We start from the raw sequence: 24,475 nt of genomic DNA, 5'->3' as shown, positions 1-24,475 counted from the left end.
CTATCTTCGCCTTCTGATAGATCGTGATGACAAAAGAAGGATTACCCGAATATAGCAAGAGTCAACTCGCATTGCGAAATGGTCAGGATAAGCCCCAGATTTGGGTTGCTTACAGCGGCTATATTTATGATGTTAGTGGCAGTAGACTTTGGAAAAATGGCATGCACTATGAGCATTGGGCGGGCCAAGATCTAACTGAGGAGCTTAAAGACGCTCCTCATTCAGACAGTGTATTTTCAAAATTTCAGGTTGTCGGAATCCTGAAGAGTTAATAAAAATCTATAGATTAAATTGAGACAGAGCTACAAAAGCATTTAGACGTTTCTGTATATCTTCCTCGGTAAGACCCACGAGACGATCTGTACCAAACTTTTCTACGCAAAAAGAAGCCAGCGCGGACCCAAAGATCAGTGCATTCTTCATATTGGTAAAATTTATGCTCTTTACTTTGGCTAAATAACCAATAAATCCACCGGCAAATGAATCTCCTGCACCTGTCGGATCAAATACATCCGCTAAAGGCAAAGCTGGAGCAGAAAAAATCTGATTCTCGCCAAAAAGCAATGCGCCATGCTCACCTTTTTTTATAATCAAATATTTTGGTCCCATAGCCAAAATAACTTTTGCAGCTTTAACCAATGAATATTCACCTGATAGTTGTCTAGCCTCAGCATCATTGATCGTCAAGACATCCACCTTTTGGAGAACTTTCTTTAAATCATCCAGAGCAACATTCATCCAATAATTCATCGTGTCCAGCACAACGAGTTTTGGTTTCCTTTTCAGGCGGGCCAAGGTTGTTAACTGTACTTGTGGAGTTAGATTGCCTAACAAAAGATATTCGCAATCTTGATAGCTATCAGGAATAATTGGGTCGAAATCCGCCAATACATTTAAGTCTGTTGCTAGCGTATCCCGACTATTCATATCATTGTGATATCTTCCAGACCACGAAAACGTTTGTCCCCCAGGAACAATCTGAACACCCGATACATCGATGCCACGATCCTCTATAACAGCAAGATTACGGCTTCCAAAATCTTCTCCAATAACACTGACCAATTTGATTTGATCACATAAATAGGACGCCGCTAAACTCGCAAAAGTACCGGCACCACCTAGAATTTTGTCAGTTTTACCGAACGGTGTTTCAATTGTATCAAAAGCCACCGTACCAATAATTACTAAACTCATAGTTTTTTAATAAGCATGGTAAACAAAAAAACCGGCATAAAGCCGGTTTCAATATTGCTCCTGAAGCTGGGCTCGAACCAGCGACCCTCTGATTAACAGTCAGATGCTCTAACCTGCTGAGCTATTCAGGAATTTTTAATCTTCCGAGAAACTCCTTTCTCATTGAATGCACAAAAATAGTACATTTTTATATTATTCGCAAATATTTTGTCATTTGCTTGTTGCTCCTGAAGCTGGGCTCGAACCAGCGACCCTCTGATTAACAGTCAGATGCTCTAACCGGCTGAGCTATTCAGGAATGAAAAATTGAATACTTTTAAAAACTCCGGTTATGTAAGTTATTAAATTGCTCCTGAAGCTGGGCTCGAACCAGCGACCCTCTGATTAACAGTCAGATGCTCTAACCTGCTGAGCTATTCAGGAATGTTTTCTTCAATTTTTCCGGAGACCCTATCGCGTTTCCGTGATGCAAGTATCGGAAGATTATTAGAATACTACAAATTTTTTGACCACATTTTTTACAACTTCCTAAAATCCAACTAGAATAATTTATTTTTCTTTTCTCTTGTCTCTACTAAAAACCTTCTTTAAGCAACGCTAACAGCATAATTCTTCTTTTATCTACACAAAAGTAAGAGCGGCTTGTCCGGTTTTCCCAAACCAATCAACCTTGAACGCATGATTAGAGCAATACACCTTTGAGAATTAGTGTGGCTACGGTAAAATATATTAAAAGACCCGTAACATCCACAAGAGTTGATACAAATGGTGCTGATGAACTCGCAGGGTCGGCCCCTAACCTCTTCATCACAAATGGAAGCATAGATCCCATAAGCGAGCCCCAAAGGACAACACCTATCAAGGATAAAGAAATCACTAAAGCAACCAGCACCCAATACTCACCATAACTATGTGCAAAGGACTGCCAAGCCATGATCCTCAAAAAACCAAGAGCACCCAGGATAAGCCCAAGCAACAGCCCCGACAATATCTCCCTTCGCATTACGCGCCACCAATCCGAAAGAGTTACTTCCCCTAATGCCATCGCTTGTATAATTAATGTAGAAGCCTGCGAACCGCTATTACCACCACTGGAAATAATCACGGGCATTAACGCAAATAACATAATTGCGCTCGCCATTTGCTCCTCAAAATGTTCGATGACGGTTGCTGTCAATAACTGTCCTAGAAATAAAACAATCAACCAGCCCGCGCGTTTCTTAACAAGATTTTTAATGGAAACATCCAAATAAGGTTCATCCAAAGCCTCTGTACCACCAATACGTTGCATATCCTCGGTATACTCTTCATTGGCTACCCACAAGATATCATCTACCGTAATGATCCCAAGCATCACCCCTTGCCCATCGACAACCGGAAGCGCAACCCTATTATTCATACGGAAAATATTAATTGCCTCCTCCTGCGGATCATAGGCATTCAAAGAAATCAATCGATAATCTATGAGATCGCCCACAATTGTTTCGGGCTCTGCCATCAGCACATCTTTGATACGAATATCGTCAATCAATTTACCATTTGAATCTATGACATAAAGCACATCAATAGTCTCAGAATCCTTTCCATATCGACGAATATGTCCTAGTATTCTTTCGATACTCCAATGTGCTTTTACAGTAATATAATCTGGAGTCATCAAGCGCCCGACACTATCTTCGGGATAGCCCAATAAAGCCAAAGCTTCCACCCTATCCTTTGGTGGCAAGAGCAATATTAAATGCTTTATATCATCCTTCATTTCGGAGAAAAAAGAGGTCCGATCATCAGGTGGTAATTCGTTAATTAAAGCACTTATTTTAGCTTTAGAAAGCTTCTTAAAAATTCGATTTTGGGTGGGAAAATCAAGGATCCGAAAAACGTTTACAGCACGGTTCAAATTTAAGGATTCTATAAAGAGTGAACCATGTTCAGGCAGCTCATCAATCAACTCCTCTACCTCAGAAATATTCAATTCATTTAGAAATTCTTCCAGCCCAACAAAATCACCATTCGCTATCAATTGTTCTATTTGACTTACCTGCATTTCCAGTTCTTCCATATCTTCCTTTCGATTTTAAAATCCTACATCGGTACAAAATTATATGTTACAAAAATCGTTTTTTTAAAGTAAATTCTGAATAAAAAAATAAATAATAAAAAGAGCATAAAACTTCATTCATATTTTATCCTCAATGAGCGAACAGCCGACAGTCCATTTCTCAAAACAAGACATTTTGTCATCACCAAATATTCCTTCCTGTACATCACGATCCGATAAAAAAAAACAGACAAAACGGACCATCATAAGAACACCACACCTCGACCATCATCTTTACAAAAAAAACATAAAGAAGAATTTATCTACACATCCCGCTTTCCGGACAAAAAACCTTCTCCCTTTCGTAAGCATAAAATTTGTACGCATAAAAAAATGTCCAAATATTTTTCAGCAGCACCTCACTTATAGCTGAATATTTGAGTATATTCGTCACATACTTCTTTCCAGTTGAACAACGAATTTCTACAGCGAAAGCAAGCATTTAAAACAAACTAAAAGCAATAAATAAACAGCAAAAAACACAAACACAATAAAACCATAACTATATATAAATCAACATATTTAATAACTTAAAAAAAACATAAGATTTATATAAAATCAAAATATTTAGCTAAAAAAAATAGCAATCCATAAATTAGCCATATATATGAAATATAAAAGCATAATTTTCAACCTATTAATAGTATTAACATTAACTATATCTTCAAAAAAAACATTTGCACAATTTTTTGAAGATAGTCAAGCCCCCTTAAGTCAGAAATGGTTTAAAATCGAGACACCAAATTTTAAACTCATTTTCCCTGAAGAGATGAAAGGTAAAGCCCCTACCCTAGCAAATCAGGTCCACAACTCTTTGCGCACAACAAGTAGAAATTATAAAATAACGCCGCGACAGATCCCCTTCATTATACACAATACGAACCTACAGACAAACGGCTTTGTACAGTTATCTCCTCGAAAATCCGAGCTATATAGCACAGCCGGAGCCGAACCCGATAATCAAACTTGGTTACCCAATCTGATTCTCCATGAGTCCAGACATGTTAACCAGTTTGACAAATTGACAGGTAAATTAAGAGCTCCCTTTTTCGAACAATTGGCCTTGGCTTATTATGGACTTACAGTTCCTTCCTGGTTTTTTGAAGGCGATGCTACGCTGACTGAAACCATTTATTCTCGTGGAGGAAGAGGTCGATTGCCTTCTTTTGAAATGCCGATCAAAGCCAACTTCCAATCTAAACAGAACTATAGTTTCGACAAATACCTGCTCGGATCCTTTAAGGATATTGTCCCCAGTTACTACACAATTGGCTACTTGATGACATCAACACTTAAATCGGAACTGCCGCCAAATTACGAAGCAGATTTATTTTCAGAGCTCAACAAACGGCCACTCTATCCTTATAATATCAACCATGTACTGAAGAAAAAAATAGGTGGAAATAGCCGCTATTTATTCAATAAAACGATCACAAAACTAGACTCAATATGGGAGCAAAAAACAGCAAATTATTTAGCTCAAAATTACACTGAAATTTCCGGTCAAAATAACCGCTATTATAACAGCAATCTATTACCAAAATCAAATGGAAATTTGATTTACTTCATTAAACAAAATCCAGAAAAAACAAATGCAATATATACTTATGACAATGATAAAAAATCGGAATCACAACTTGTAAAAACAGGTATCCAGTTGACCCCACATTTCGACATCAACAAGGAATATATTGTATGGGATGAATTGCGAAAAGATCCACGCTACAACAAGAGAACATATAGTGTCATCAACTTAATGAACCGGAAAACAGGAAAAATCAAAACACTGACCAAACAGTCTAGATATTATTCACCCGTATTTAGCCCCGTAGACGAATCTATTGCTTGTATTGAAGTAGATTTATCCAACACAAGTTATCTTACGCTTATAAGCCTTAAAAACGGCTCTGTAATTAAGCGGATAAAAACAGCCGATTCAGAACAGCTTCAACATCCCGCTTTCAACCCAACAGGAGACAAAGTAATTGCTATCCGCTTATCGGAAATTGGAACAGCACTCTGCGAAATAGATCTCAAAAATGATAAAATAACAAACATCACCCCATGGGGCGATCAACAATACGAAAGACCGCAATACCTTCCAGGTATGAATATACTTGTCAAAGCTAACTTTAATGGTATTGATAACATTTACAAAATAGATCGTCAATCGGAAGCAAAACATCTCCTGACCAAAGCCCCATTCGGCGCTTTTAATCCTTTTTATAATAAAGAAACTAAGCAATTGCTTTTTAACAATTATCAATACAATGGCTATAAAATCAGCCAAACAAGTATAGATACGACCTTCGATATAAAACCAGAAACTGATTATTTTTCCCACTACTATGCTGATGCTGTAAAGAAAGACAGCATATTCAATATTGCTGCCACAGCACCAGATTCCAACCAGCATTACATCATTGAGCCATACAAAGGACTTGGACGAACGTTTAACTTCCATAGTCTTTCTTTAAGTAGTAGCAATTTTGAGAGTTTTGATAATTTCAAACCTGGCATTTTTTGGCTTTCAAATAACATTTTAAACACGACCCAAATTGCGCTTGGCTATGAATACGATACAGACATCAGAAAAAGTATTTATTCGGCCGAACTTACTTACAACAAGTATTTTCCGAAATTCTCACTTCGCTACGAAAATAGAGGGCAAATTGCAGCAGCAAGCGTGCCCAATAAACCAGACAGCAGTGTAAGGTTCGATTGGAGAGAACATTACGTTTCCTCTCAAATTTCTATCCCCCTATCTTTTTATAGGCTTGATTATAATTATTCCACAGGATTCAATTTTGCAACAGCCTATTTGAAACGTTACAGCTTAAGTCGGAATGACCTCAAAAACTTTAATTACGAAACTGCATTTCCGTTAACGTACCAACTTTATTTCAACCGAAATGCCCGAATGGCAAATATGGATCAATACCCGCGATGGGGACAAAATTTCAGTATAACTTATAGGCACACACCTTTTGAAAACAAGGCCAAAGGTGAAATTCTATCTGCGAGAACAGTATTTTACCTACCTGGCTTTGTAAACAATCATGGATTTCAAATTCGCTTGAGTGCACAGGCGGGAACGGGAATTTATGAATACATTAACGATATCCCACTCGTCAGCGGGTTTAGTTATTACAAATATGAAAAGATAAAAAATACATTATTGGTCAATTATCGTTTTCCAATCGCCTATCCTGATTTTAATATAGGATCACTAACCTATATAAAACGTATAAAAGGTGGTGTATTTGCGGACTATCAAAATATCCACAAACATAAAGAAGCGGCACCGAAGAGTTTTGGAGGATACCTTTCCTTTGATTTCAATGCTTTTAGATATCCATTACCCGACTTTGAGTTTGTCGTAAAAGGAACCTACATCAATGATAATACAGCAACGCAGCGCGTCGTTCCAACGGTAAGTTTAAATTACACCTACTAAGGATGAATAGCCCAATTAAAATTAGCAGCTAGAGCATAATGATCTGACAAAGGTAGACCCCTGAGGTTCGTAAACAGATTATTTTCTATATTATAGTCACGCGCAGCCAAATTTAGATGACCGTTGCTACGGTAAAGAATTTTGTCTATTGACTCGTTCTGATTGCCAATTGATAACATATGAGGAGGCTTGAATGCATGCTTCGCTTCTGGCACCAGTCCGCCGTTTTGGAGTTCTACCCAACTATCCACCAATGTGGTTGACTCCATAAAATCATGTAGATTATCATCACCGAAACTATAATGAGCATTAAAGTCCCCCATAACAATCAGTGCATTATCGCTAGAGTTCTCACCTATATAATCGCGCAGCTGATTGAGATTGTCCCTTCTAGCACTAGAGGCACGTCTACTGTTCTGAGCGTTTGCGTGTACATTATAGACATCCAGCCATATCCCCGCAACTATTTCCACCTTGACCAAGGTAAAACCTTTAGGCGTCAGAGAATCAGCCCCCGTGCGTTTTTTCCAGGGAACGCGGATTACATCTGACATCGGAAAACGTGACAGCGTATTCAAACCATCGCCAAAAGGCACACGCCCCTTAGGCTTGGTCCGATAAGGATGTTGGTTTCCCCCAAAATAAAGACTATTGTTATAATTGAAATCCTCCTGCACATTTACGATATCAAAAGGATTAATCTTTTTGCCTATTTCAGCAATACTCCTACTCCTGCCTGTAATTGCAGAAGAAATAAACCCTGGCAATCCCGCTACATTGTATGTCAACACCGAAAAAAAACCCGAACTATCTTTTTCTTTTTTGTGATTAGCATCCATCAATAAAACCTATATAATCATGTTGTGATAAATTTAGCAAATACGGTAAACACTCACCAACACTATACAGATATTTAACAGATAATTGATTTAAATCTGACATTACCGAACAGATCTCAGCCATAATAAATAGAATGCTTTTTTCACAAGTCATTAGCTCCTACCACCATCAATAAAAAAACGCCGTAGATTTAGGGCCGTCTTTCCTCATAAAAAAAGGGATAACCCAACGTTATCCCTTTTCAATATTCTGTTTGATTTATTAGTCTTCGAGTGCTTTTACACCAGGAAGAACTTTACCTTCCATATATTCTAATAGCGCTCCTCCACCTGTGCTGACATAGCTAACATCTTCTGTCATACCAAATTTACTTACTGCAGCAGCTGAATCTCCACCACCGATTAAAGAAAATGCGCCATTTTTGGTTGCTTCTACAACAGCATCAGCCACAGCTTTGGTACCTTTCGCAAAGGTATCAAATTCAAAAACCCCCATAGGTCCATTCCAAAGAACTGTTTTTGAATCTTTGATAATAGCCGCAAAATTCTTAGCAGACTCCTCCCCGATATCCAAGCCCTGAAGATCCGCAGGAATTTGATCGTTTGGCCCGTCATACACATTTGCATCATTAGAAAACGCATCAGCAATTTGAGCATCTGTAGGAATAACAAGATTCACGCCTTTTTCTTTTGCTTTCTTTACCAATTCATTTGCGAGGTCAAGTTTATCCATCTCAACCAATGACTTACCAATTTCACCACCTCTTGCTTTGATAAAAGTATAAGCCATACCTCCACCGATCAGTAAGTTATCCACTTTATCCAATAAAGCTTCGATCAATTGGATCTTATCAGAAACTTTCGCTCCCCCCATAATCGCTGTAAAAGGTCTAACCGGATTATTCAAAACTTTCTCTGCATTCCCTACCTCGGCAGCCATCAAATAACCGCTATATTTAGCTGATGGAAAAAACTGTGCGACAATCGCAGTTGAAGCATGTGCTCTATGCGCGGTACCGAAGGCATCATTCACATAAACATCACCCAATTTTGAAAGCTTTTCAGCAAATCCTACATCACCTTTTTCCTCTTCTTTATAAAAACGTAGATTCTCAAGTAATAAAACTTGACCAGCCTGCAATGCAGCAGCTTTTTCTACAGCTTCATTTCCAATACAATCATCGGCAAATTGAACTTCTGTACCTAATACTTTAGATAGATGAGCCACAATATGTTTTAATGAATACTTATCAGTAGGACCATCTTTTGGTCTTCCTAAATGGGACATCAATATCACGCTTCCGCCGTCGTTCAAAATTTTCTTTATTGTTGGAGCAGCTCCTTGAATACGATTATCATCCGTAATATTGAAATTTTCATCCAAAGGAACGTTGAAATCTACGCGAACCAAGGCTTTTTTACCTGCAAAATTTAAATCGTCTACTGTTTTCATTATGTAACTTTAATGTTTTAGGATCTGTCGTTTGCCAAACGAACAGCTAAATATAGAAAAAAGGCATTTATTTTCATCAAATAAATGCCTTTTTATCGGATTAAATTATCATTAATGGATTTCAACCGTATAAGGCAACCTTGCCTGAACCCCACTCTGCGCTGTCGCCTTCCGCATCACATCAAAATAACGATAGTATTCGCCCATTTGTTCTTTAGCAACCCAAACCTGAACTTTTTCCTTTGAATTGTTCAATATTGAGGTAAATGGATCTTCCTTCTCAGGATATTGTGAAACTTTATACTTGCTTAGATTTGCCTTTTTAGCCGCCGCCTGAATAGCAGCATCCAGATTACCCAGACGATCCACCAATTTGTTACCCAGCCCCTGTGTACCCGTCCAAACACGCCCCTGACCAATACTATCAACATTCGCCAATGGCATCTTTCTACCTTCGGACACAACTTTTGTAAAAGTAGCATACACTTTGTCAACCTCACGTTGGATAATATCCCTTTCTTCAGCGGTCAATGGACGATCAAAAGTAGTCATCAAATCCGCAAATTTCCCTGTCTTAACACCATCGTAGTGAACGCCAATTTTATTGTTCATCAGATTCTGGAAATTTGGTATTACACCAAATACACCAATTGATCCGGTGATGGTCGTTGGCTCAGCAAATATGGAGTCAGCGGCCGCGGCAATATAATAGCCCCCTGAAGCCGCAACATCTCCCATAGAAACAATTACTGGTTTAACTTTTTTAGTCAAAATCACCTCCCTCCAGATAACATCTGATGCAAGTGCCGAACCTCCAGGTGAATTCACACGTAAAACAACAGCCTTTACAGCATCATTCTCTCGTAGCTTCCGTAATTCTCTTGAAAATTTATCCCCTCCGATCTCACCCGGACGTGTACCCTCGCCATCCACAATCTCGCCAACGGCATAAAGTACAGCCACTTCAGATCCACTGGCATCATCCTTCACCTTTTTATTGTAATCGAACAATGAAACAAAAGATATTTCATCCTTCTCACCTATCTTCAATCTTTTTCTCAAATCGGACAACAACTCGTCTTTATAGATCTTTGCATCAGCAAGTTTATAACGCACCGCATCATCCGCATTTCTAACCAGGTAATCATTGGCAATACCACGTAGTGAATCCGCCGGAATGTTCCGACTTGCAGCGATTTCATTGATAAAAGTATCATATATGCTTCCCAGATACGATGTTACCTGCAAACGGTTTGGATCACTCATCTTATTTAGGAAGTAAGGCTCCACTGCGCTCTTAAACGTCCCTACTTTCACAATCTGCATCTCAACCCCAACTTTGTCCAATAAGTCTTTGTAAAACATTGTCGAACTAGAAAGACCTCTAAAATCTATGGTACCTTGGGGATTGACATATACCTTATCTGCAATACTGGCTACATAATATGCTTTTTGATTATACCCAGCATTGTAGGCAACAACAAATTTTCCTGTTTTTTTAAATGCTAAAAGTTCATCACGTACAGCCTTTAAACTTGCAAAACCAGTACCGATACTACCCGCATCCATATAAATCCCCTTTATATTCGCATCTGTTGCCGCATACCTTATTCTTCCCAGAATATCATCCAACCCGATACTCTTAGTAGAATAACCCGGAAGATTTAAGCTTCCAAAAGGATTATTGTCATTCCGTTCATTAATATCATAGTCAAAGGATAGAAACAGCACCGAATTGGTTTTTACAGCAACTTCCTGATCAGAGGAAGCAGAGCTAATAATCGCACCGATAATACCCATAAAAACAATAAACAAAATCACAAAAGATATAACAATCCCTGTAATCGTTGCTAATACATACTTAAAAAATGATTTCATATTTTATAATTAATTCCAGTTTATGCAGTTCTTGTACATGGAATGATTTATTTTACGCTAAAGGTAATGCAATATTTTTTATTCCCCCAGTATTTTATTTCATAAAGACTTAATTTAGCGACATGAACAAGATTTTTATATTATTGGGAACGAACTTAGGAGACCGCTTGCAACAACTCTCATTAGCAAAACAATCCCTCGAACAACAGATTGGATTGATAATGCAAGAATCCTCAATATATGAAACTGCAGCTTGGGGAGTTGAAGATCAACCTTCATTCCTTAATCAGGTCATCCTAATAAGCTCACCGCTATCTGCACTTGAATGCTTAAACCTTACCCAAAAGATTGAATTAGATCTAGGAAGAGTACGACTGAAGAAATGGGGAGAGCGGGCAATAGACATTGATTTACTTTATTTCAACGACGAAGTTATCAATCACCCAAATCTGATTATACCGCATCCTTTTATTTCAGAAAGACGCTTTACACTGGAGCCCTTAGCAGAAATAGCCCCAACATACATACACCCCGTTTACAAAAAAAATAATGTATCTTTATTGAATAATTGCAAGGACGAATTACCCGTAAAGAAAATTAGCGACGATGAATCATATCGACATTGACCTGATCAACCAAAATATGTTTGACAATACTGATTTGATCAAACAATTTGTATCAATGTATCTTATCCAAACCCCAGTAGACTTAGACAACTTGCGAAATGCCTTAAATACAGGTAATCATCAAAAAATTGCAGATGCAGCTCATCATATTAAACCAACGATGGATTATATAGGAGCTTTTCACTTAAAAGCTAAATTTGAGAATTTGGAATTAAGTGCCAAAAATCAGGAATCTTTAGAAGGCCTTAGGGCAACTTTTGAGGTGCTGGACATCGAAATGAAAGAACTGTTATTTGAACTCGAACAATATGAAAAAACGATCTAAGCTAGATCGTTTTTTTATTGAAATGCAATGCGGACAGTATAAAATACAAAAGGAGAATAACTGGCAAAGCCATAAATTGTCCAATTGCAAATAACACCAAAGTTAAGAATAGAAAAATAAAGCGATATTTATTCGTCGCCCAATCCATTGAACTGAATTTCATCGAAAACAGTCGAATCTCACTAATTAATAGATAACTGGTCAGCAGCGCACTACAAATCAAGAATATTGGATTTATAATGAGTTCAGGATACTTATCAGCGATATAAGGCAATGAAAGCACATAAAAAGTATTCATTGGAGTATTAAGCCCTATAAAATCTGCTGTTTGCCGCTCATCCAAATTAAACTTTGCCAAACGCAACGCAGAAAATACCGTAACAATAAAGCCTATATAAGGGAATAAAGATCCACCGGGAAACACTTTTTGCAATAGTGTAAACATAATTACCCCTGGTAGAAATCCAAAGCTGACCATATCGGCAAGCGAATCCAGCTCTTTTCCAATAGGCGACTTTACATGAAGCAGTCTTGCGACCATACCATCAAAAAAATCAAATACTCCAGAAGCAAGCACACATATCGTTACCGCTTTTATGTTGCCATCCAACGCCATCAGTACAGCAATACAACCACTAAAAAGATTGAGGCAGGTCAGCAGATTTGGAATATGTTTTTTCATCAATATTATATTTATGTACTTATTGCAATTTTCAACGTGGCCCCATTGTATGTATTCGCAGCTCAATATCGTTTTAATATCTCGAAGTTGAATTATACGCTACCACACCATACGATCGGACACAAAAAAGCCATCATTTTAGTAAAATGATGGCTAAAATATTAAAATTTGATGGGATTACCCATTCATACTGATCAAAAATTCTTCATTTGATTTAGTACCACGCATTTGTCCTTGCAAGAATTCCATTGCTTCTGTAGAATTCATATCAGACAAGTGATTACGAAGTACCCAGATACGTTGCAATGATTCTTTATCTGTCAATAGATCATCACGACGCGTACTTGACGCAGTAATGTCGATTGCAGGGAAGATACGCTTGTTCGCCAATTTACGATCCAATTGTAACTCCATATTACCCGTTCCTTTAAATTCTTCAAAGATCACCTCATCCATTTTTGAACCAGTATCTGTTAAAGCTGTTGCAAGGATTGTTAATGAACCACCGTTTTCGATATTTCTAGCCGCACCAAAGAAACGTTTTGGTTTATGTAGTGCATTTGCATCCACACCACCTGACAAGATTTTACCTGAAGCAGGAGCAACAGTATTGTAAGCACGCGCCAGACGAGTGATTGAATCCAATAGGATGACCACGTCATGACCACACTCTACCATACGTTTCGCTTTCTCCAATACAATATTAGCGATTTTCACATGGCGATCAGCAGGCTCATCAAAAGTAGATGATACAACCTCAGCACGCACACTTCTTGCCATATCCGTAACCTCCTCAGGACGCTCATCGATCAACAAGATAATCAGGTATACCTCAGGATGATTCTTCGCAATTGCGTTAGCAACTTCCTTCAATAAATTTGTTTTACCCGTTTTTGGTTGAGCAACGATCAATCCACGTTGACCTTTACCGATTGGCGTAAACAAATCCATAATACGAGTTGAGTAGTTACCCATACCCATATCCAGATTTAAGCGCTCATCAGGGAATAAAGGTGTCAAGTAGTCAAAAGGCACACGGTCACGTACCTCTGCAGGATTCTGTCCGTTGATGGCCTCTACTCTAACCAATGGAAAATATTTCTCACCTTCTTTTGGAGGGCGAATACAACCACGAACGGTATCTCCTGTTTTCAAACCAAATAATTTGATCTGAGACTGTGATACATAAATATCATCTGGAGATGTCAAATAGTTATAGTCTGACGAACGCAAGAAACCATAGCCATCTGGCATAATTTCTAACACACCCTCATTAACGATAACATTGTCGAAATCTGTACTAGAAGAAGTATTTTCAGCTTTTGGAGTTTGAGGTGTTTTTTCAGGTTGGGAACCTTTATCTGTTGTAGGAGTACTTTCTACTGCGGGACTGCTTTCCTCACTTTCAACAGCCTCACGTTTTCTGACAGTCACAGGCTCAACGGTCTTCACCGTTCTTACGCGCTTACGAGTGCGTTCACCCTGTTCCTGACTATCCTCCTCCACTTTAGCAACTTTTTCTACAGAAGCCGGAGCTGCTTCTTCTTCCCCACCGGTATTGCTAATTCTTTCTATTAATTCTTGCTTACGCAATTTATCAGCATCCGCGATACCGATCAACTTAGCAATCTCGCGCAATTCCGATACGAGTTTAGCGTTTAATTCGTTAATATCCATTAATGTGTTGTGTATGATTTTTGGATTTTCTTTTGAGCTTTATTCTGATTACACACCTAAGCTTGTTTCCTTGTTTAAGTGAATGAAGAACTTAATGATTTCTTTTAAACCCGAAGTGGATTAAATCTTGAGAACCTAGACAAAGAAAAAAACAAATTTTGTTATTTCAAAATATTTCAAAAAAAATATTTACTATTGTAGCTAGTAAAACGATTTAACGACATTTTTAGATTGAATTTTATATTTTTTTTCATAAGTTCGTACCTTTCAAAATTTAAGTTTTTAGATCCCTTATATGGAACAGCAACAAACTAAAACCAATTACCCCGCACTCTACACATTGATTATTGTGTTTTTCTTTTGGGGGTTCATTGCAGCGGGAAATAGCGTATTTATCCCATTCTGCAAGAATTATTTTCACCTAGATCAATTTCAATCGCAGCTCATTGACTTTGCTTTTTACACGGCCTACTACATTGGTGCATTACTCCTGTTTATCTTCAGTTCAATCGGCGGTAAAGACCTTGTTGGGAAGTGGGGTTACAAAAAAAGTATCGTTTATGGTCTACTATTTTCTGCTTTGGGAGCAGCGGCAATGATTGTGGCGGTCGAGGTAAATTTATATATTGGAATGTTGTTGGGTCTATTTGTGGTTGCACTTGGATTTTCGTTACAGCAAACAGCTGCCAATCCCTTCGCCGTTTTATTAGGTGACCCAAAGACGGGAGCTTCCCGTGTCAACCTTGGCGGTGGTATCAACTCATTCGGAACGACAATAGGACCATTGGTGATTGGTTTCTCGCTATTTGGAACATTTGAGCCGATCTCAGATTCAGAAATTGCCAATCTTCCTTTAAATAAAGTTGTATATCTATATGTTGGTGTTGGTTTGTTGTTTCTTTTGGCTGCAGCATTATTCAATTTCAGTAAAAAAGTTCCAGCTGGAATTAGCAATGAACCCATGGAAAAAGCCAATAAGGCTTTACGTACCTTGATCATCATGACAGTTCTACTATTCGGTATGTTCACTCCAGTATTCCTAAGTTACAAAAGTGACCTTGCATTGCATATCGAACAGCTCCATCAACAAGCCTCAAGCCTCACTGATCAGCTACAAATCGACCAATTAAAAGCACATATTAAAGAAGTTGCCAAACCACTTGAAACACAACGTATGATGTGGTTAGCAGGTGCATTAATTGTTGTTATCGGCGGTTTACTTTTCTCCAATAGAAGCGCGAAAAAGAACCCTGAAGGCTGGGGAGCAATGAAATATCCGCAACTGGCTTTGGGAATGCTTGCATTATTTATCTATGTAGGTATCGAAGTTGCTATTGGAAGTAACTTAGGTGAGTTGCTTACTTTAAAAGAATTTGGCCACCTACAGTCTTCACAAATCACACCATATGTATCCATGTATTGGGGAAGTATGATGATCGGTCGATGGGCCGGAGCCATTACAGCATTCAACCTAAGTAAATCTGCTAAAAATGGACTGCTGATTATTGTTCCTTTAATCGCTTTCTCGATTATAATTGGTGTCAATACACTTGCAGGCTTCGAAATGTCACACCTTTATTACTATGTGATCTGTATTATTCTGCAAATCGTTGCTTTTTATCTAAGTAAAGAAAAACCAGCCCGTACATTGATCATTTTCGGTTTATTTGGAATCATCGCCATGTTAATCGGCCTCTTCTCTTCAGGTACAATCGCGATTTATGCATTTTTATCTGGAGGACTTGCCTGTTCAATTATGTGGTCATCTATCTTCAGTTTATCAATCGTTGGTCTAGGGAAATATACTGCTCAGGGTTCAGCATTCTTAGTCATGATGATCCTTGGTGGTGGTGTCCTTCCTCCTATCCAAGGAAAATTGGCCGATCTTATTGGAATACACAACTCCTATATCCTACCATTAATCGGATTCTGTTATATCGTTTTCTTTGCTGTATTTGTCAAGGGAATTTTAACTAAACAAGGAATCAATATTGATGAAATCGAGGCTGAAGGAGCACATTAAAAGCATCAACTAATTGTAAATAGTACACTATTTAATCAATTTTATTACAGCACCTAAAAACTGGCTTAACAACACTGTTAAGCCAGTTTTTTTATATTATGAGCAAATTCATAAAATTTATTTTTTCAAAAATACTCGGATAAATTATGATATTTAAAATTAAAAAATGTATTTTCGGGGAATTGATTAATGAATTGATTACTCATTTTATAACGATAAACACAATTAAAACTACTCAATAATGATAATCATTGCTGACGGGGGATCAACAAAAACAAACTGGTGTTTGTTAGACGATTCAAATAAAAAAATCTACTTCAACACAGAAGGGTATAACCCGTATTTTGTTGACAGTGAATACATTGTAAACTCCCTAAAAAAAGGATTACCGCAGGATTTACCTTTTGAAAAAATCGCGGAAGTAAATTATTATGGTGCAGGGGTCCATAATAAAGAGAAGGCACAGATCGTAGTTGATGCACTAAAACATGTATTTACTACAGCGAAAGTGGAAGTGGGACACGATCTACTTGCTGCAGCAAGAGCACTACTGGGATCCGAAGCTGGATTTGCTGCGATCTTGGGTACAGGAACAAATTCTTGTCTCTATGACGGCAAAGAAATTACATTAAATATTGATTCCGGAGCTTACATTTTAGGTGACGAGGGATCGGGTAGTTACATTGGTAAAAAATTACTTGCAGACTATGTTCGTAATTTAATGCCTAAAGATGTAAAGGAAGTGTTTTGGAACACGTATAAAATGACGAAAGATGAAATCATGGACGCGGTGTATACCAAACCTATGCCAAACCGTTTCTGTGCAAGTTTCAGTAAATTCGTATATGACAATAATGTAAATATCGAATATACACGTAATATTGTAGATGAAGCATTTGAAGCTTTCTTCAGAAATTTAGTAAGTAAATATCCTAATTATCAAAGTTATACTTTTAATTGCATTGGTTCAGTAGGCTACAATTTCAGAAATGTATTAGCTGAAAAAGCTGAACAATATGGCATGAAAGTAGGTAAAATTTTGCGTTCTCCTATTGATGACCTAGTACAATTTCACATCGATAGAGCAGCAGCAACTGCTAAATAGAAGAGGAAAATAATCTTTAACATATTTAAGAAAAAGGTGCATTAGATGATGCACCTTTTTTTATTACCTTCTCCTTTCAACAAATCAAACCAATACGAGCTTCAAAATTGAAATATCCAAAAATCTCCTCATTTTTAGAAAACACGATCTATTAGGGCCAGAGCATGGAAAGCAAAAAGCTAACTTGATAATATGAAATATTCTTCTGTTTGAACACTTGCTTTAAGGTTGAAATAGCTTTTGATCGGGCAAAATAAACTGTACTCGGAGTCGTCTCCAACTCTTCACAAATCTCTTCTGTAGATCGACCTTCTATCAAAGATAACTGTATGATCTGAGCCTGCTTTTTGGGAAATTTTTCGATCTCTTTGGCAATTAGATCAATAAGCTCATAATAAATGATTTTCGTTAAAACATCCTGCGTATCCGTCTTAAGATCCATCAAAAAAGATTCGCTATGCTCAAATTTGGATCTACTTTGTTTTAAGGCATCTAAACAAGCATTTTTGGTCACTAAGAACAAAAAGGATTTAATACATTCAATAGAACTAAAATTGCCTCTACGTTCCCATAACTTAATAAATGAATCCGAAATAATTTCCTCCGCAATATTTTTGTTTTTTATAATTTTATAGGCAAAAAAAAGCAGTTTCTCACTAAACTCATCAATAAGGGATGCTAATGCAGCTTCTTTACCGTCTTGCAAATCCAATACATGTTGATCTAGCTTTTTCATAAATAATTTGGATTCCACCTCTCATAACTGGTCAATATAAATTTAACACATAATTGCCTAAGTTGAAAGAATTTTGTTCAATTTTTAAAAAAAATCATTCGTTAAGATATTATATAAAGACTGCAATTGTAAAATAAAAAGGCTCCTTAATTAAATTGTTATTTCGATTACCAATAAAAGCACGAAGCAATCTGATAATGATAAATTACAGATTGCTTCGTTCCTGTTGTTTAAAATTTGACCTTATTGAATATGAACTAACTTTTCAGCTAGTCATCCTTATGATATACGTTACTAATCAATTGCCCTAAAGGCCCAAAAGTAAGCGGTCCCCCATGCCTCAGTTCCGGGAGGGGCATAAGCCAAGACCAATTCCTTATCATTCAGAACGATAATATCGAATTCGTAAACAGCTTTCCCCCCTTCATCTGGAGACTTCCCAACAAGAATGGCTGCTCCACTGGTTCGAAATTTTCCGTGTCCCCATATTTTTCCATCACCATCCTTTGTTTTCTGGTTCATATCAAAACTAAATACCCCTACTTCTTTTGAACCATTTGACCTAACCTTTGTAAAAATGGCATCATCCAAATTGAGTTCCATCTTAGCTCCGATACCGGCCCCTGCTTCCTGTTCATCCATCTCTCCTTCTTTTAACGTCCACCATGCCGGTCCAAAATTCCCTATATACCCGCCATTACCCCATACAGCTGGTTTTGTTTCATCCCATTTCCATGTTCTTTTGCTTCCTCCGGTTAACATTGCCCACTCGGGTGGAACAGGAAAGGTTAGTTCATCAACCCGGACCGTCAAATTCTTTTGAATCTTGGTACCATCGGGATTGAGACCTACGAATCGAATAGTTCGCTCTCCTGTAGCAACCATCAAAACGGTATCTGATTTGCGTGTAGATCTTCCCGAGCCATAGTTCCATAAGGATAGTACTGGACTTTTATTGTCTAGAATGACTTTATTGCTTCTCTTCCCGTTGACCATTAAAGGAATAGCGGTAATATCCAATTGGTCCGCCGTGATTGCAGGTCCCATCTCAAGGCGCTTTTCAATAGGCTCACAAGAAATAGTGAACGATAGCACGCATACCAGAAAAATATATTTTATAAGATTATTCATAGTTCAATATGTTAAGATTTACCATCCTGTAAATTCAGCCGCAGCTGTCCCCCAACCTTTATTCTGTGTCAAGACCCCGTCCGAAAGTGTAATCTGTGAAACAGGTATCGGCCAGAACCCTCCAGTTTCCTCGTAACGAGCTCTATAACCACCACCAAAAGCCTTCATTGGTACATCGACCCCTTTATTCTTAATCAGTACCCCTTCTTGCTTCGCCAAATCCGCAGCAGCATCATGCCAGCGCATCAAGTCAAAATAACGTACACCTTCAAAAGCTAGTTCCCATCTTCTTTCACGTTTCAATGCCGCTAAAGAATATGAAACATCCTTTAACCCCGCTCTTCGTCGTACCCGATTTAAATTCGTCGCATCTCCTTTTAACTCCGCATGCATGAGCAATACATCTGAAAAGCGGATCATGACCAAATCTTGGGTATGGGCCAATTGATATTCCGCCAAAGCTTTATCTAAAAGGATAGCATAAGATGGTACAAAATTTTTCTTGTCATCATAAGCAGATACCGCAATATATTTTTTCTGCCACAGGCCAGTTTCTTCCATTTGATTATCAGCCCCATAGGTATAATCTTCCAGATCAGTCTCTACATTAATGATAGAAGCCAATCTACGCATGTCAGTGGGTTCTGCCTGTGCCCAATCTTTCCATAATTCACTATTGACAGGACCAGCACCCCATCCCTGCCCAAACGGAAAAGTACTCTCCGAGCCATTACCGGTACGAAGTCCAAAATGAAGATTATATTGGTTCGAATAGCCCTGTTGATATTCATCCCCCCAATCCACTACAGTTCCAAATTTAATCGCAAATACTGTTTCTATATTTCCATCCCCGACCCAGGCCAGTTTATTATCTTGTACGTACTTATAATCTCTCGCTGTTTCCTTATTGGTGTACGGCCATAAGTTTCTAAAATCGCCTACCAAATCGTGTCCACTGTTTTGAATACAATTTTCAAGCAATTGAATCACTTGTGCTTTTCCCACAGTACCACCGGCAGCCAATGGCAAATCTGTTTTCTTATAGTATCCTGTATAAAACAGATATACACGGGCAAGCAATGCTTGCGCTGCCCATTTTGAGGCATGACCAGAGATTACCATATTATATTTGGTTGTGGGCATAAGCTCAATTGCCTTTATCAAATCACTAGCAATCTGTGCGTAGGTCTGATCTGCTGGATTTCGGGGGACATTAGCCACCACAGAACTTAAGAGCAAGGGTACTTCACCAAACATCTGTGAAAGTTCGAAATAAAATAAAGCTCTTAAAAAATAAACCTCGCCGAGCAATTGATCCCTTTGTGCATCATTTGCCCAACCTGTGACCTTATGCAGTGTTTCAATAGCTGTATTCGCTCGGTAAATTCCAGCGTAGCGTGCAGTCCAAAATGGCAAGAAATAATCGGGGGCAGTATTCATGAGGTGATCCAGTCCCTGCATATCCCGGTTATCTGCCCCTCCACCGCCAAAACGGTCATCCGAAGCTAATTCGGACATATAAAAATGGGAACTTTCGACACTGCTTACTCCCCTACTCAATCCATTATAGATTCCGGCCAACATGATATCGGCATCCGCCACTGTTACCGGAAAGTTGTCTGTATTCTTTTTATCAAGGCTTTCTGAATCCAAAAATTTCCCACAGGACGAAAGCATTCCGGCAAACAAGCATATTAATATTGTCTTTTTCATATCTAACTAGAACTAAAATTTAAGGTTAAGACCAAGAAGTATTGTACGTGGCTGCGGATAGAAGCCTACATCAATACCTGACACCCAGCTCTCTGTATCTCCATACCCAATTTCTGGATCCATACCACTGTAATTGGTGAATGTGACCAGGTTCTGCACTGTAGCATAAATTCGCGCCTGGCTAAATGGAGCCTTTTTCCAAAGGCTCTTAAAGTTATATCCCATGGTGATATTCTGCAGCTTCACAAAGTCACCATTTTCAATATAGATATCTGAGATATTCTGAAAATTGCTATGTGATCCCGCTGTCAATCTCGGGTACCGATTTGATGTTCCTTCGCCATGCCAGCGCTGAAATACTTCAGTCGTATAGTTCTGCAATGGAGAATCTGAAAAAGAACGGTAAGATTTCGCAATTTGATGTCCGAATGATCCAATGGCTGTAACTGCCAGATCGAGTCCCTTATAACCAAAAGTCAAGTTCAATCCACCAGTGAATTTTGGATGCGGGTTACCAATCATCACCTTATCATCGTCGGTAATCGCACCATCACCATTCATGTCTGCGAAGATCAGATCTCCGGGCTGTGCATTGGATAAGACACCACGTCCACTGTTTCGCAACGCGTCAATCTGTGCTTGATTCTGAAAAACCCCTTCTGTTTGATAGCCATAAAAATAACCTATAGGAAAACCTACTTGGGCACGGTACATCGGCAATGTCCCTTGACTTAAAACATCTGGTCGCCCATGAATAATTCCCTCCCTATTTGCGATTCGTACGACTTTATTTTTATTATATGCACCATTAATACCTATACCATAGCGAAAATCTCCTTTTTGGTCATTCCAATTGATTCCCAATTCAACCCCTGTATTATTCACATCACCACCATTAATAAACGGTGCCCCTGTACCATAGGATGCCAATATAGGCGCCCTGATAAGCCAGTCTATGGTAGATTTTTTGTACCAATCGAATACAATCGCTAAACGATTGTTCACAAAACGGGAATCAAACCCCAGATTCAACTGTTCCGAAGTTTCCCAGGTTACATCAGGATTGGGTAGAATGTCGGGATATGCTCCCTTGATTAATGTATTTTTGTTATTCCCGAAATAATAACCGCCGAAATTATCAATGGCTATCGTTGATAAATATTGAAAATTGGGGATACTGGCATTTCCATTCTGTCCCCAACTACCTCTGATTTTCAAAAAATTCAACCAGCTATCCTGATTTTTTAAGAATTCTTCATTGGTCATGACCCATCCCAAAGATGCCGAGGGAAAGTAGCCCCAACGTTTACCTTTCGCAAAGTTTGAAGAGCCATCCGCACGCATTGTGAATGAGGCCATATAAGTCTCTTTAAAATTGTAATTTGCCCGTCCAAAAAAAGAGGCCAATGAACCTTGTCCCCAAGCATTTCCTGACACAGGAAAGCCTTCGAGCAATTGCCCATTGCCGACCCAGGCCTTATCCCATTGGCCAGGAAAAATCGAGTTGGAAGATTGGGCTCCAACAGTCTCGCCCATCCCCCATTTCTCCAGCGTCTGTCCAAGAACAACATCAAGCTGATGGTTATTCCGATAGTTCAGTTTATAGCTCAGGGTATTTTCCCAGACCCAGTTGTGTCCCATACTTTGATTCTGATTGATATCATCTGTTGGATTCTCTGAGGTAGTAGATAATTTGAAAACAGGAACATAAGACCTGTAGGATGATGCATTTAATCGGTACCCAAAATTAGTTTTAAAAATAAGCCCCTCAATTGGTTGGATTTCTAAATAGGCATTGGCAGATAGTGCATGTGATTTACTGAGATTATGCCCGCGACGGTAGAACATGTCCGCAACCGGATTTAATGTAGCGGCATCAAAAGCCCATTTATCCGCGACTTTGCTGTTAAAATCATAATATCCACCGTTTTCATTATAAACTGGCAATAGTGGATTACCGACCAGCATATTATGAACATCGTTCCAATAGATATTACCGATACCGATACCTGATTTTTTATTGAAGGAGTAATTCACGTTCTCCCCGAACTTGATCACATTGAACCGATCATTTTTCAGGAAAATATGGTCCGAATTAAGACGAAAAGTATGACGCTCGAGATGAGGTTCGACAGGTTTGCCCAATACACCGTCGCGTTTCGTGATGGAATAACCCAACGAAAATTTAGATTGCTCATTTCCACCTGTTAAATTCAATGAAGTATTATGCAATAGGGCGTTTTTGTTTTCAATTTCCTCCAGCCAGTTTGTACCATTCCATTTCCCGTCCATGATCTGCTGATATTGCTTCGGAATCAGATTTGCCCAGTCGAAACCCGAACCACTTTCATTAAACCTTCGCTCATCTTGTATCAGCATGTACTCTTTAGCGTTCAAGAGTGATGGCTTTCTATAAATGTTTTGGAATCCGGTATAACTATCCAAATTAAACATCATTTTACCTACCTTACCCTGTTTAGTAGTAATTAAAACCACACCATTTGCCGCTCTTGAGCCATAGATAGCAGCAGAAGCTGCATCTTTTAGAATATCGATGCTCTCTATATCTGAAGGATTCAATAAGTTGATATCGCCGCCAGCAATTCCGTCTATAACATACAAGGGTGAGGAATTGTTAATGGTCCCTAAACCCCGAATAGTCACTTTAAAACTTTCACCTGGCATTCCCGAGTTTTGCGTAATCTGAACACCCGGAGATTGGCTCTGTAGCGCTTCCAAAATAGACGGTGTGCTTAATTTTTCCAAGTCTTCACCTTTAACCTGCACAGTCGCTCCAGTGCTTAACTTCTTTTTCTGCGTACCATATCCTATGACCACGACTTCTTCCAGATCGTCAAAAGTTTCCTTCATGATTACATTGACAGACTGTTGATCTGTGACTTGTACCTCCTGTCCGAAAAAGCCAACAATAGAAAATTGCAAGATTAGTTTTGATCCCGAAACGGCTATCGAATAGTTACCTTCATTATTTGTCGCAACTCCTGTATTAGTACCTTTAACGCGTACAGAAACACCCACCAGCGGATTTCCACGTTCATCGGTTACCTTACCTTGAATAGTACGACTTTGTTGAATGTTTTCTGTTTTACGAACAGAAATGCCTGAATCAAGTTTCTCCGATCGTTGCAACACGATAGTACCATCACTGACCTCCCAGCTGATCGATTTATTGAAGAAGATAATGTTCAATGCTTTTTCTAAACTAACATTTTTAAGATCTGCATTGATCTTAGTATTTGCAATATCCTTTCCATTTAAAAGGAAAGGTAGGCCACTTTGCTTCTGAAGATTCTGCATCACCTCAATCAGTGGAGAATTTATGGCCTTAAGTGAAACGTTCTGCGCAAAACCTGTTGCAGAAAGCTTGAGGATACTCAGAACTGTAAATAGAATGGTTAATTTCATTTTTAATACCCATCTTTTAAGTTTAGGTCTGACAACAAGGTTGCCATAGTCATTTTTTTGTATAAAAATCATATTTTTGTACAATTAGGGTTACAAATTATTAAAGGGTTCA

At 38.5% G+C, this 24,475-nt stretch carries 17 protein-coding genes and 3 tRNA genes; 6 read left to right on the top strand and 14 right to left on the bottom strand.

Annotated features, from left to right (window positions below; genetic code table 11):
• Positions 1–26: 26 nt before the first annotated feature.
• On the top strand, positions 27–272 hold the full coding sequence (locus DFQ12_RS18770) for a cytochrome b5 domain-containing protein (protein ID WP_120260596.1): 246 nt from the start codon (positions 27–29) through the stop codon (positions 270–272).
• Positions 273–279: 7 nt separating this feature from the next.
• Here DFQ12_RS18770 and DFQ12_RS18765 read toward each other — a convergent pair whose 3' ends face one another.
• From DFQ12_RS18765 to mgtE, 5 genes are all read right to left on the bottom strand, one after another.
• On the bottom strand, positions 280–1,194 hold the full coding sequence (locus tag DFQ12_RS18765; RefSeq protein ID WP_120260595.1) for a PfkB family carbohydrate kinase: 915 nt from the start codon (positions 1,192–1,194) through the stop codon (positions 280–282).
• 57 nt (positions 1,195–1,251) lie between these two features.
• A tRNA-Asn gene (locus tag DFQ12_RS18760) sits at positions 1,252–1,325 on the bottom strand.
• 93 nt (positions 1,326–1,418) lie between these two features.
• Positions 1,419–1,492 (bottom strand) — tRNA-Asn (locus tag DFQ12_RS18755).
• A 51-nt stretch (positions 1,493–1,543) separates the two neighbouring features.
• Positions 1,544–1,617: transfer RNA gene (locus DFQ12_RS18750), tRNA-Asn, on the bottom strand.
• 259 nt (positions 1,618–1,876) lie between these two features.
• The gene (mgtE, locus tag DFQ12_RS18745; RefSeq protein ID WP_120260594.1) at positions 1,877–3,253 is read right to left on the bottom strand and encodes a magnesium transporter; all 1,377 of its coding nucleotides are present in this window, start codon (positions 3,251–3,253) and stop codon (positions 1,877–1,879) included.
• Between the two features lie 646 nt (positions 3,254–3,899).
• Between mgtE and DFQ12_RS18735 the strand changes: the two genes are divergently transcribed.
• Positions 3,900–6,749, top strand: a complete 2,850-nt coding sequence (locus DFQ12_RS18735) for a TolB family protein (protein ID WP_120260592.1) — start codon at positions 3,900–3,902, stop codon at positions 6,747–6,749.
• Here DFQ12_RS18735 and DFQ12_RS18730 read toward each other — a convergent pair.
• From DFQ12_RS18730 to sppA, 3 genes are all read right to left on the bottom strand, one after another.
• Positions 6,746–7,588, bottom strand: a complete 843-nt coding sequence (locus DFQ12_RS18730) for an endonuclease/exonuclease/phosphatase family protein (RefSeq protein ID WP_120260591.1) — start codon at positions 7,586–7,588, stop codon at positions 6,746–6,748. The two genes, DFQ12_RS18735 and DFQ12_RS18730, sit on opposite strands and share 4 nt — an antisense overlap.
• A gap of 262 nt (positions 7,589–7,850) precedes the next feature.
• Positions 7,851–9,041 carry a phosphoglycerate kinase gene (locus DFQ12_RS18725; protein WP_120260590.1) on the bottom strand — a complete coding sequence of 397 codons (1,191 nt, stop codon included), beginning with the start codon at positions 9,039–9,041 and terminating at the stop codon, positions 7,851–7,853.
• 111 nt (positions 9,042–9,152) lie between these two features.
• Positions 9,153–10,919 (bottom strand): signal peptide peptidase SppA, encoded by a 1,767-nt coding sequence (sppA, locus tag DFQ12_RS18720; RefSeq protein ID WP_120260589.1) that lies wholly within the window; start codon positions 10,917–10,919, stop codon positions 9,153–9,155.
• 122 nt (positions 10,920–11,041) lie between these two features.
• Between sppA and folK the strand changes: the two genes are divergently transcribed.
• Together folK and DFQ12_RS18710 are read left to right on the top strand one after the other, a co-directional pair.
• Positions 11,042–11,545, top strand: a complete 504-nt coding sequence (gene folK / locus DFQ12_RS18715; RefSeq protein WP_120260588.1) for a 2-amino-4-hydroxy-6-hydroxymethyldihydropteridine diphosphokinase — start codon at positions 11,042–11,044, stop codon at positions 11,543–11,545.
• Entirely contained in the window at positions 11,526–11,870 is a 345-nt protein-coding gene (locus tag DFQ12_RS18710; RefSeq protein WP_120260587.1) for an Hpt domain-containing protein, read from the top strand. The genes folK and DFQ12_RS18710 overlap by 20 nt, the downstream gene beginning before the upstream one ends.
• Before the next feature lies 1 nt (position 11,871).
• Here the strand turns inward: DFQ12_RS18710 and pssA are convergent, their stop codons facing one another.
• Positions 11,872–12,552 (bottom strand): CDP-diacylglycerol--serine O-phosphatidyltransferase, encoded by a 681-nt coding sequence (gene pssA, locus DFQ12_RS18705; protein WP_120260586.1) that lies wholly within the window; start codon positions 12,550–12,552, stop codon positions 11,872–11,874.
• 177 nt (positions 12,553–12,729) lie between these two features.
• Positions 12,730–14,229, bottom strand: a complete 1,500-nt coding sequence (rho, locus tag DFQ12_RS18700) for a transcription termination factor Rho (RefSeq protein WP_120260585.1) — start codon at positions 14,227–14,229, stop codon at positions 12,730–12,732.
• 295 nt (positions 14,230–14,524) lie between these two features.
• Between rho and DFQ12_RS18695 the strand changes: the two genes are divergently transcribed.
• Positions 14,525–16,252, top strand: coding sequence for an MFS transporter (locus DFQ12_RS18695; protein WP_120260584.1), 1,728 nt, complete (start codon positions 14,525–14,527; stop codon positions 16,250–16,252).
• 241 nt (positions 16,253–16,493) lie between these two features.
• The gene (locus DFQ12_RS18690) at positions 16,494–17,357 is read left to right on the top strand and encodes an N-acetylglucosamine kinase (protein WP_077432461.1); all 864 of its coding nucleotides are present in this window, start codon (positions 16,494–16,496) and stop codon (positions 17,355–17,357) included.
• 151 nt (positions 17,358–17,508) lie between these two features.
• Here DFQ12_RS18690 and DFQ12_RS18685 read toward each other — a convergent pair whose 3' ends face one another.
• From DFQ12_RS18685 to DFQ12_RS18670, 4 genes are all read right to left on the bottom strand, one after another.
• Entirely contained in the window at positions 17,509–18,093 is a 585-nt protein-coding gene (locus DFQ12_RS18685) for an RNA polymerase sigma factor (RefSeq protein WP_120260583.1), read from the bottom strand.
• A 294-nt stretch (positions 18,094–18,387) separates the two neighbouring features.
• Positions 18,388–19,224, bottom strand: a complete 837-nt coding sequence (locus tag DFQ12_RS18680) for a hypothetical protein (RefSeq protein ID WP_120260582.1) — start codon at positions 19,222–19,224, stop codon at positions 18,388–18,390.
• A gap of 18 nt (positions 19,225–19,242) precedes the next feature.
• Entirely contained in the window at positions 19,243–20,937 is a 1,695-nt protein-coding gene (locus tag DFQ12_RS18675; RefSeq protein WP_120260581.1) for a RagB/SusD family nutrient uptake outer membrane protein, read from the bottom strand.
• A 12-nt stretch (positions 20,938–20,949) separates the two neighbouring features.
• The gene (locus DFQ12_RS18670) at positions 20,950–24,435 is read right to left on the bottom strand and encodes a TonB-dependent receptor (protein ID WP_244211789.1); all 3,486 of its coding nucleotides are present in this window, start codon (positions 24,433–24,435) and stop codon (positions 20,950–20,952) included.
• Positions 24,436–24,475 lie beyond the last annotated feature (40 nt).

The organism is Sphingobacterium detergens (genome assembly GCF_003610355.1).
Classification (GTDB): Bacteria; Bacteroidota; Bacteroidia; order Sphingobacteriales; family Sphingobacteriaceae; genus Sphingobacterium; species Sphingobacterium detergens.
The sequence above is the reverse complement of the archived record's forward strand: the minus strand, read 5'-3'. Positions and strand labels throughout refer to the sequence as shown.

Bases quoted from the DNA above. Each gene is read 5' to 3' on its own strand.
- mgtE (WP_120260594.1), bottom strand. From the start codon at position 3,253: ATGGAAGAACTGGAAATGCAGGTAAGTCAAATAGAACAATTGATAGCG.
- DFQ12_RS18695 (WP_120260584.1), top strand. From the start codon at position 14,525: ATGGAACAGCAACAAACTAAAACCAATTACCCCGCACTCTACACATTG.
- pssA (WP_120260586.1), bottom strand. From the start codon at position 12,552: ATGAAAAAACATATTCCAAATCTGCTGACCTGCCTCAATCTTTTTAGT.
- DFQ12_RS18710 (WP_120260587.1), top strand. From the start codon at position 11,526: ATGAATCATATCGACATTGACCTGATCAACCAAAATATGTTTGACAAT.
- DFQ12_RS18680 (WP_120260582.1), bottom strand. From the start codon at position 19,224: ATGAATAATCTTATAAAATATATTTTTCTGGTATGCGTGCTATCGTTC.
- DFQ12_RS18770 (WP_120260596.1), top strand. From the start codon at position 27: ATGACAAAAGAAGGATTACCCGAATATAGCAAGAGTCAACTCGCATTG.
- DFQ12_RS18765 (WP_120260595.1), bottom strand. From the start codon at position 1,194: ATGAGTTTAGTAATTATTGGTACGGTGGCTTTTGATACAATTGAAACA.
- DFQ12_RS18675 (WP_120260581.1), bottom strand. From the start codon at position 20,937: ATGAAAAAGACAATATTAATATGCTTGTTTGCCGGAATGCTTTCGTCC.
- DFQ12_RS18730 (WP_120260591.1), bottom strand. From the start codon at position 7,588: ATGGATGCTAATCACAAAAAAGAAAAAGATAGTTCGGGTTTTTTTTCG.
- DFQ12_RS18670 (WP_244211789.1), bottom strand. From the start codon at position 24,435: ATGATTTTTATACAAAAAAATGACTATGGCAACCTTGTTGTCAGACCT.
- folK (WP_120260588.1), top strand. From the start codon at position 11,042: ATGAACAAGATTTTTATATTATTGGGAACGAACTTAGGAGACCGCTTG.
- DFQ12_RS18725 (WP_120260590.1), bottom strand. From the start codon at position 9,041: ATGAAAACAGTAGACGATTTAAATTTTGCAGGTAAAAAAGCCTTGGTT.
- DFQ12_RS18690 (WP_077432461.1), top strand. From the start codon at position 16,494: ATGATAATCATTGCTGACGGGGGATCAACAAAAACAAACTGGTGTTTG.
- sppA (WP_120260589.1), bottom strand. From the start codon at position 10,919: ATGAAATCATTTTTTAAGTATGTATTAGCAACGATTACAGGGATTGTT.
- DFQ12_RS18735 (WP_120260592.1), top strand. From the start codon at position 3,900: ATGAAATATAAAAGCATAATTTTCAACCTATTAATAGTATTAACATTA.
- rho (WP_120260585.1), bottom strand. From the start codon at position 14,229: ATGGATATTAACGAATTAAACGCTAAACTCGTATCGGAATTGCGCGAG.
- DFQ12_RS18685 (WP_120260583.1), bottom strand. From the start codon at position 18,093: ATGAAAAAGCTAGATCAACATGTATTGGATTTGCAAGACGGTAAAGAA.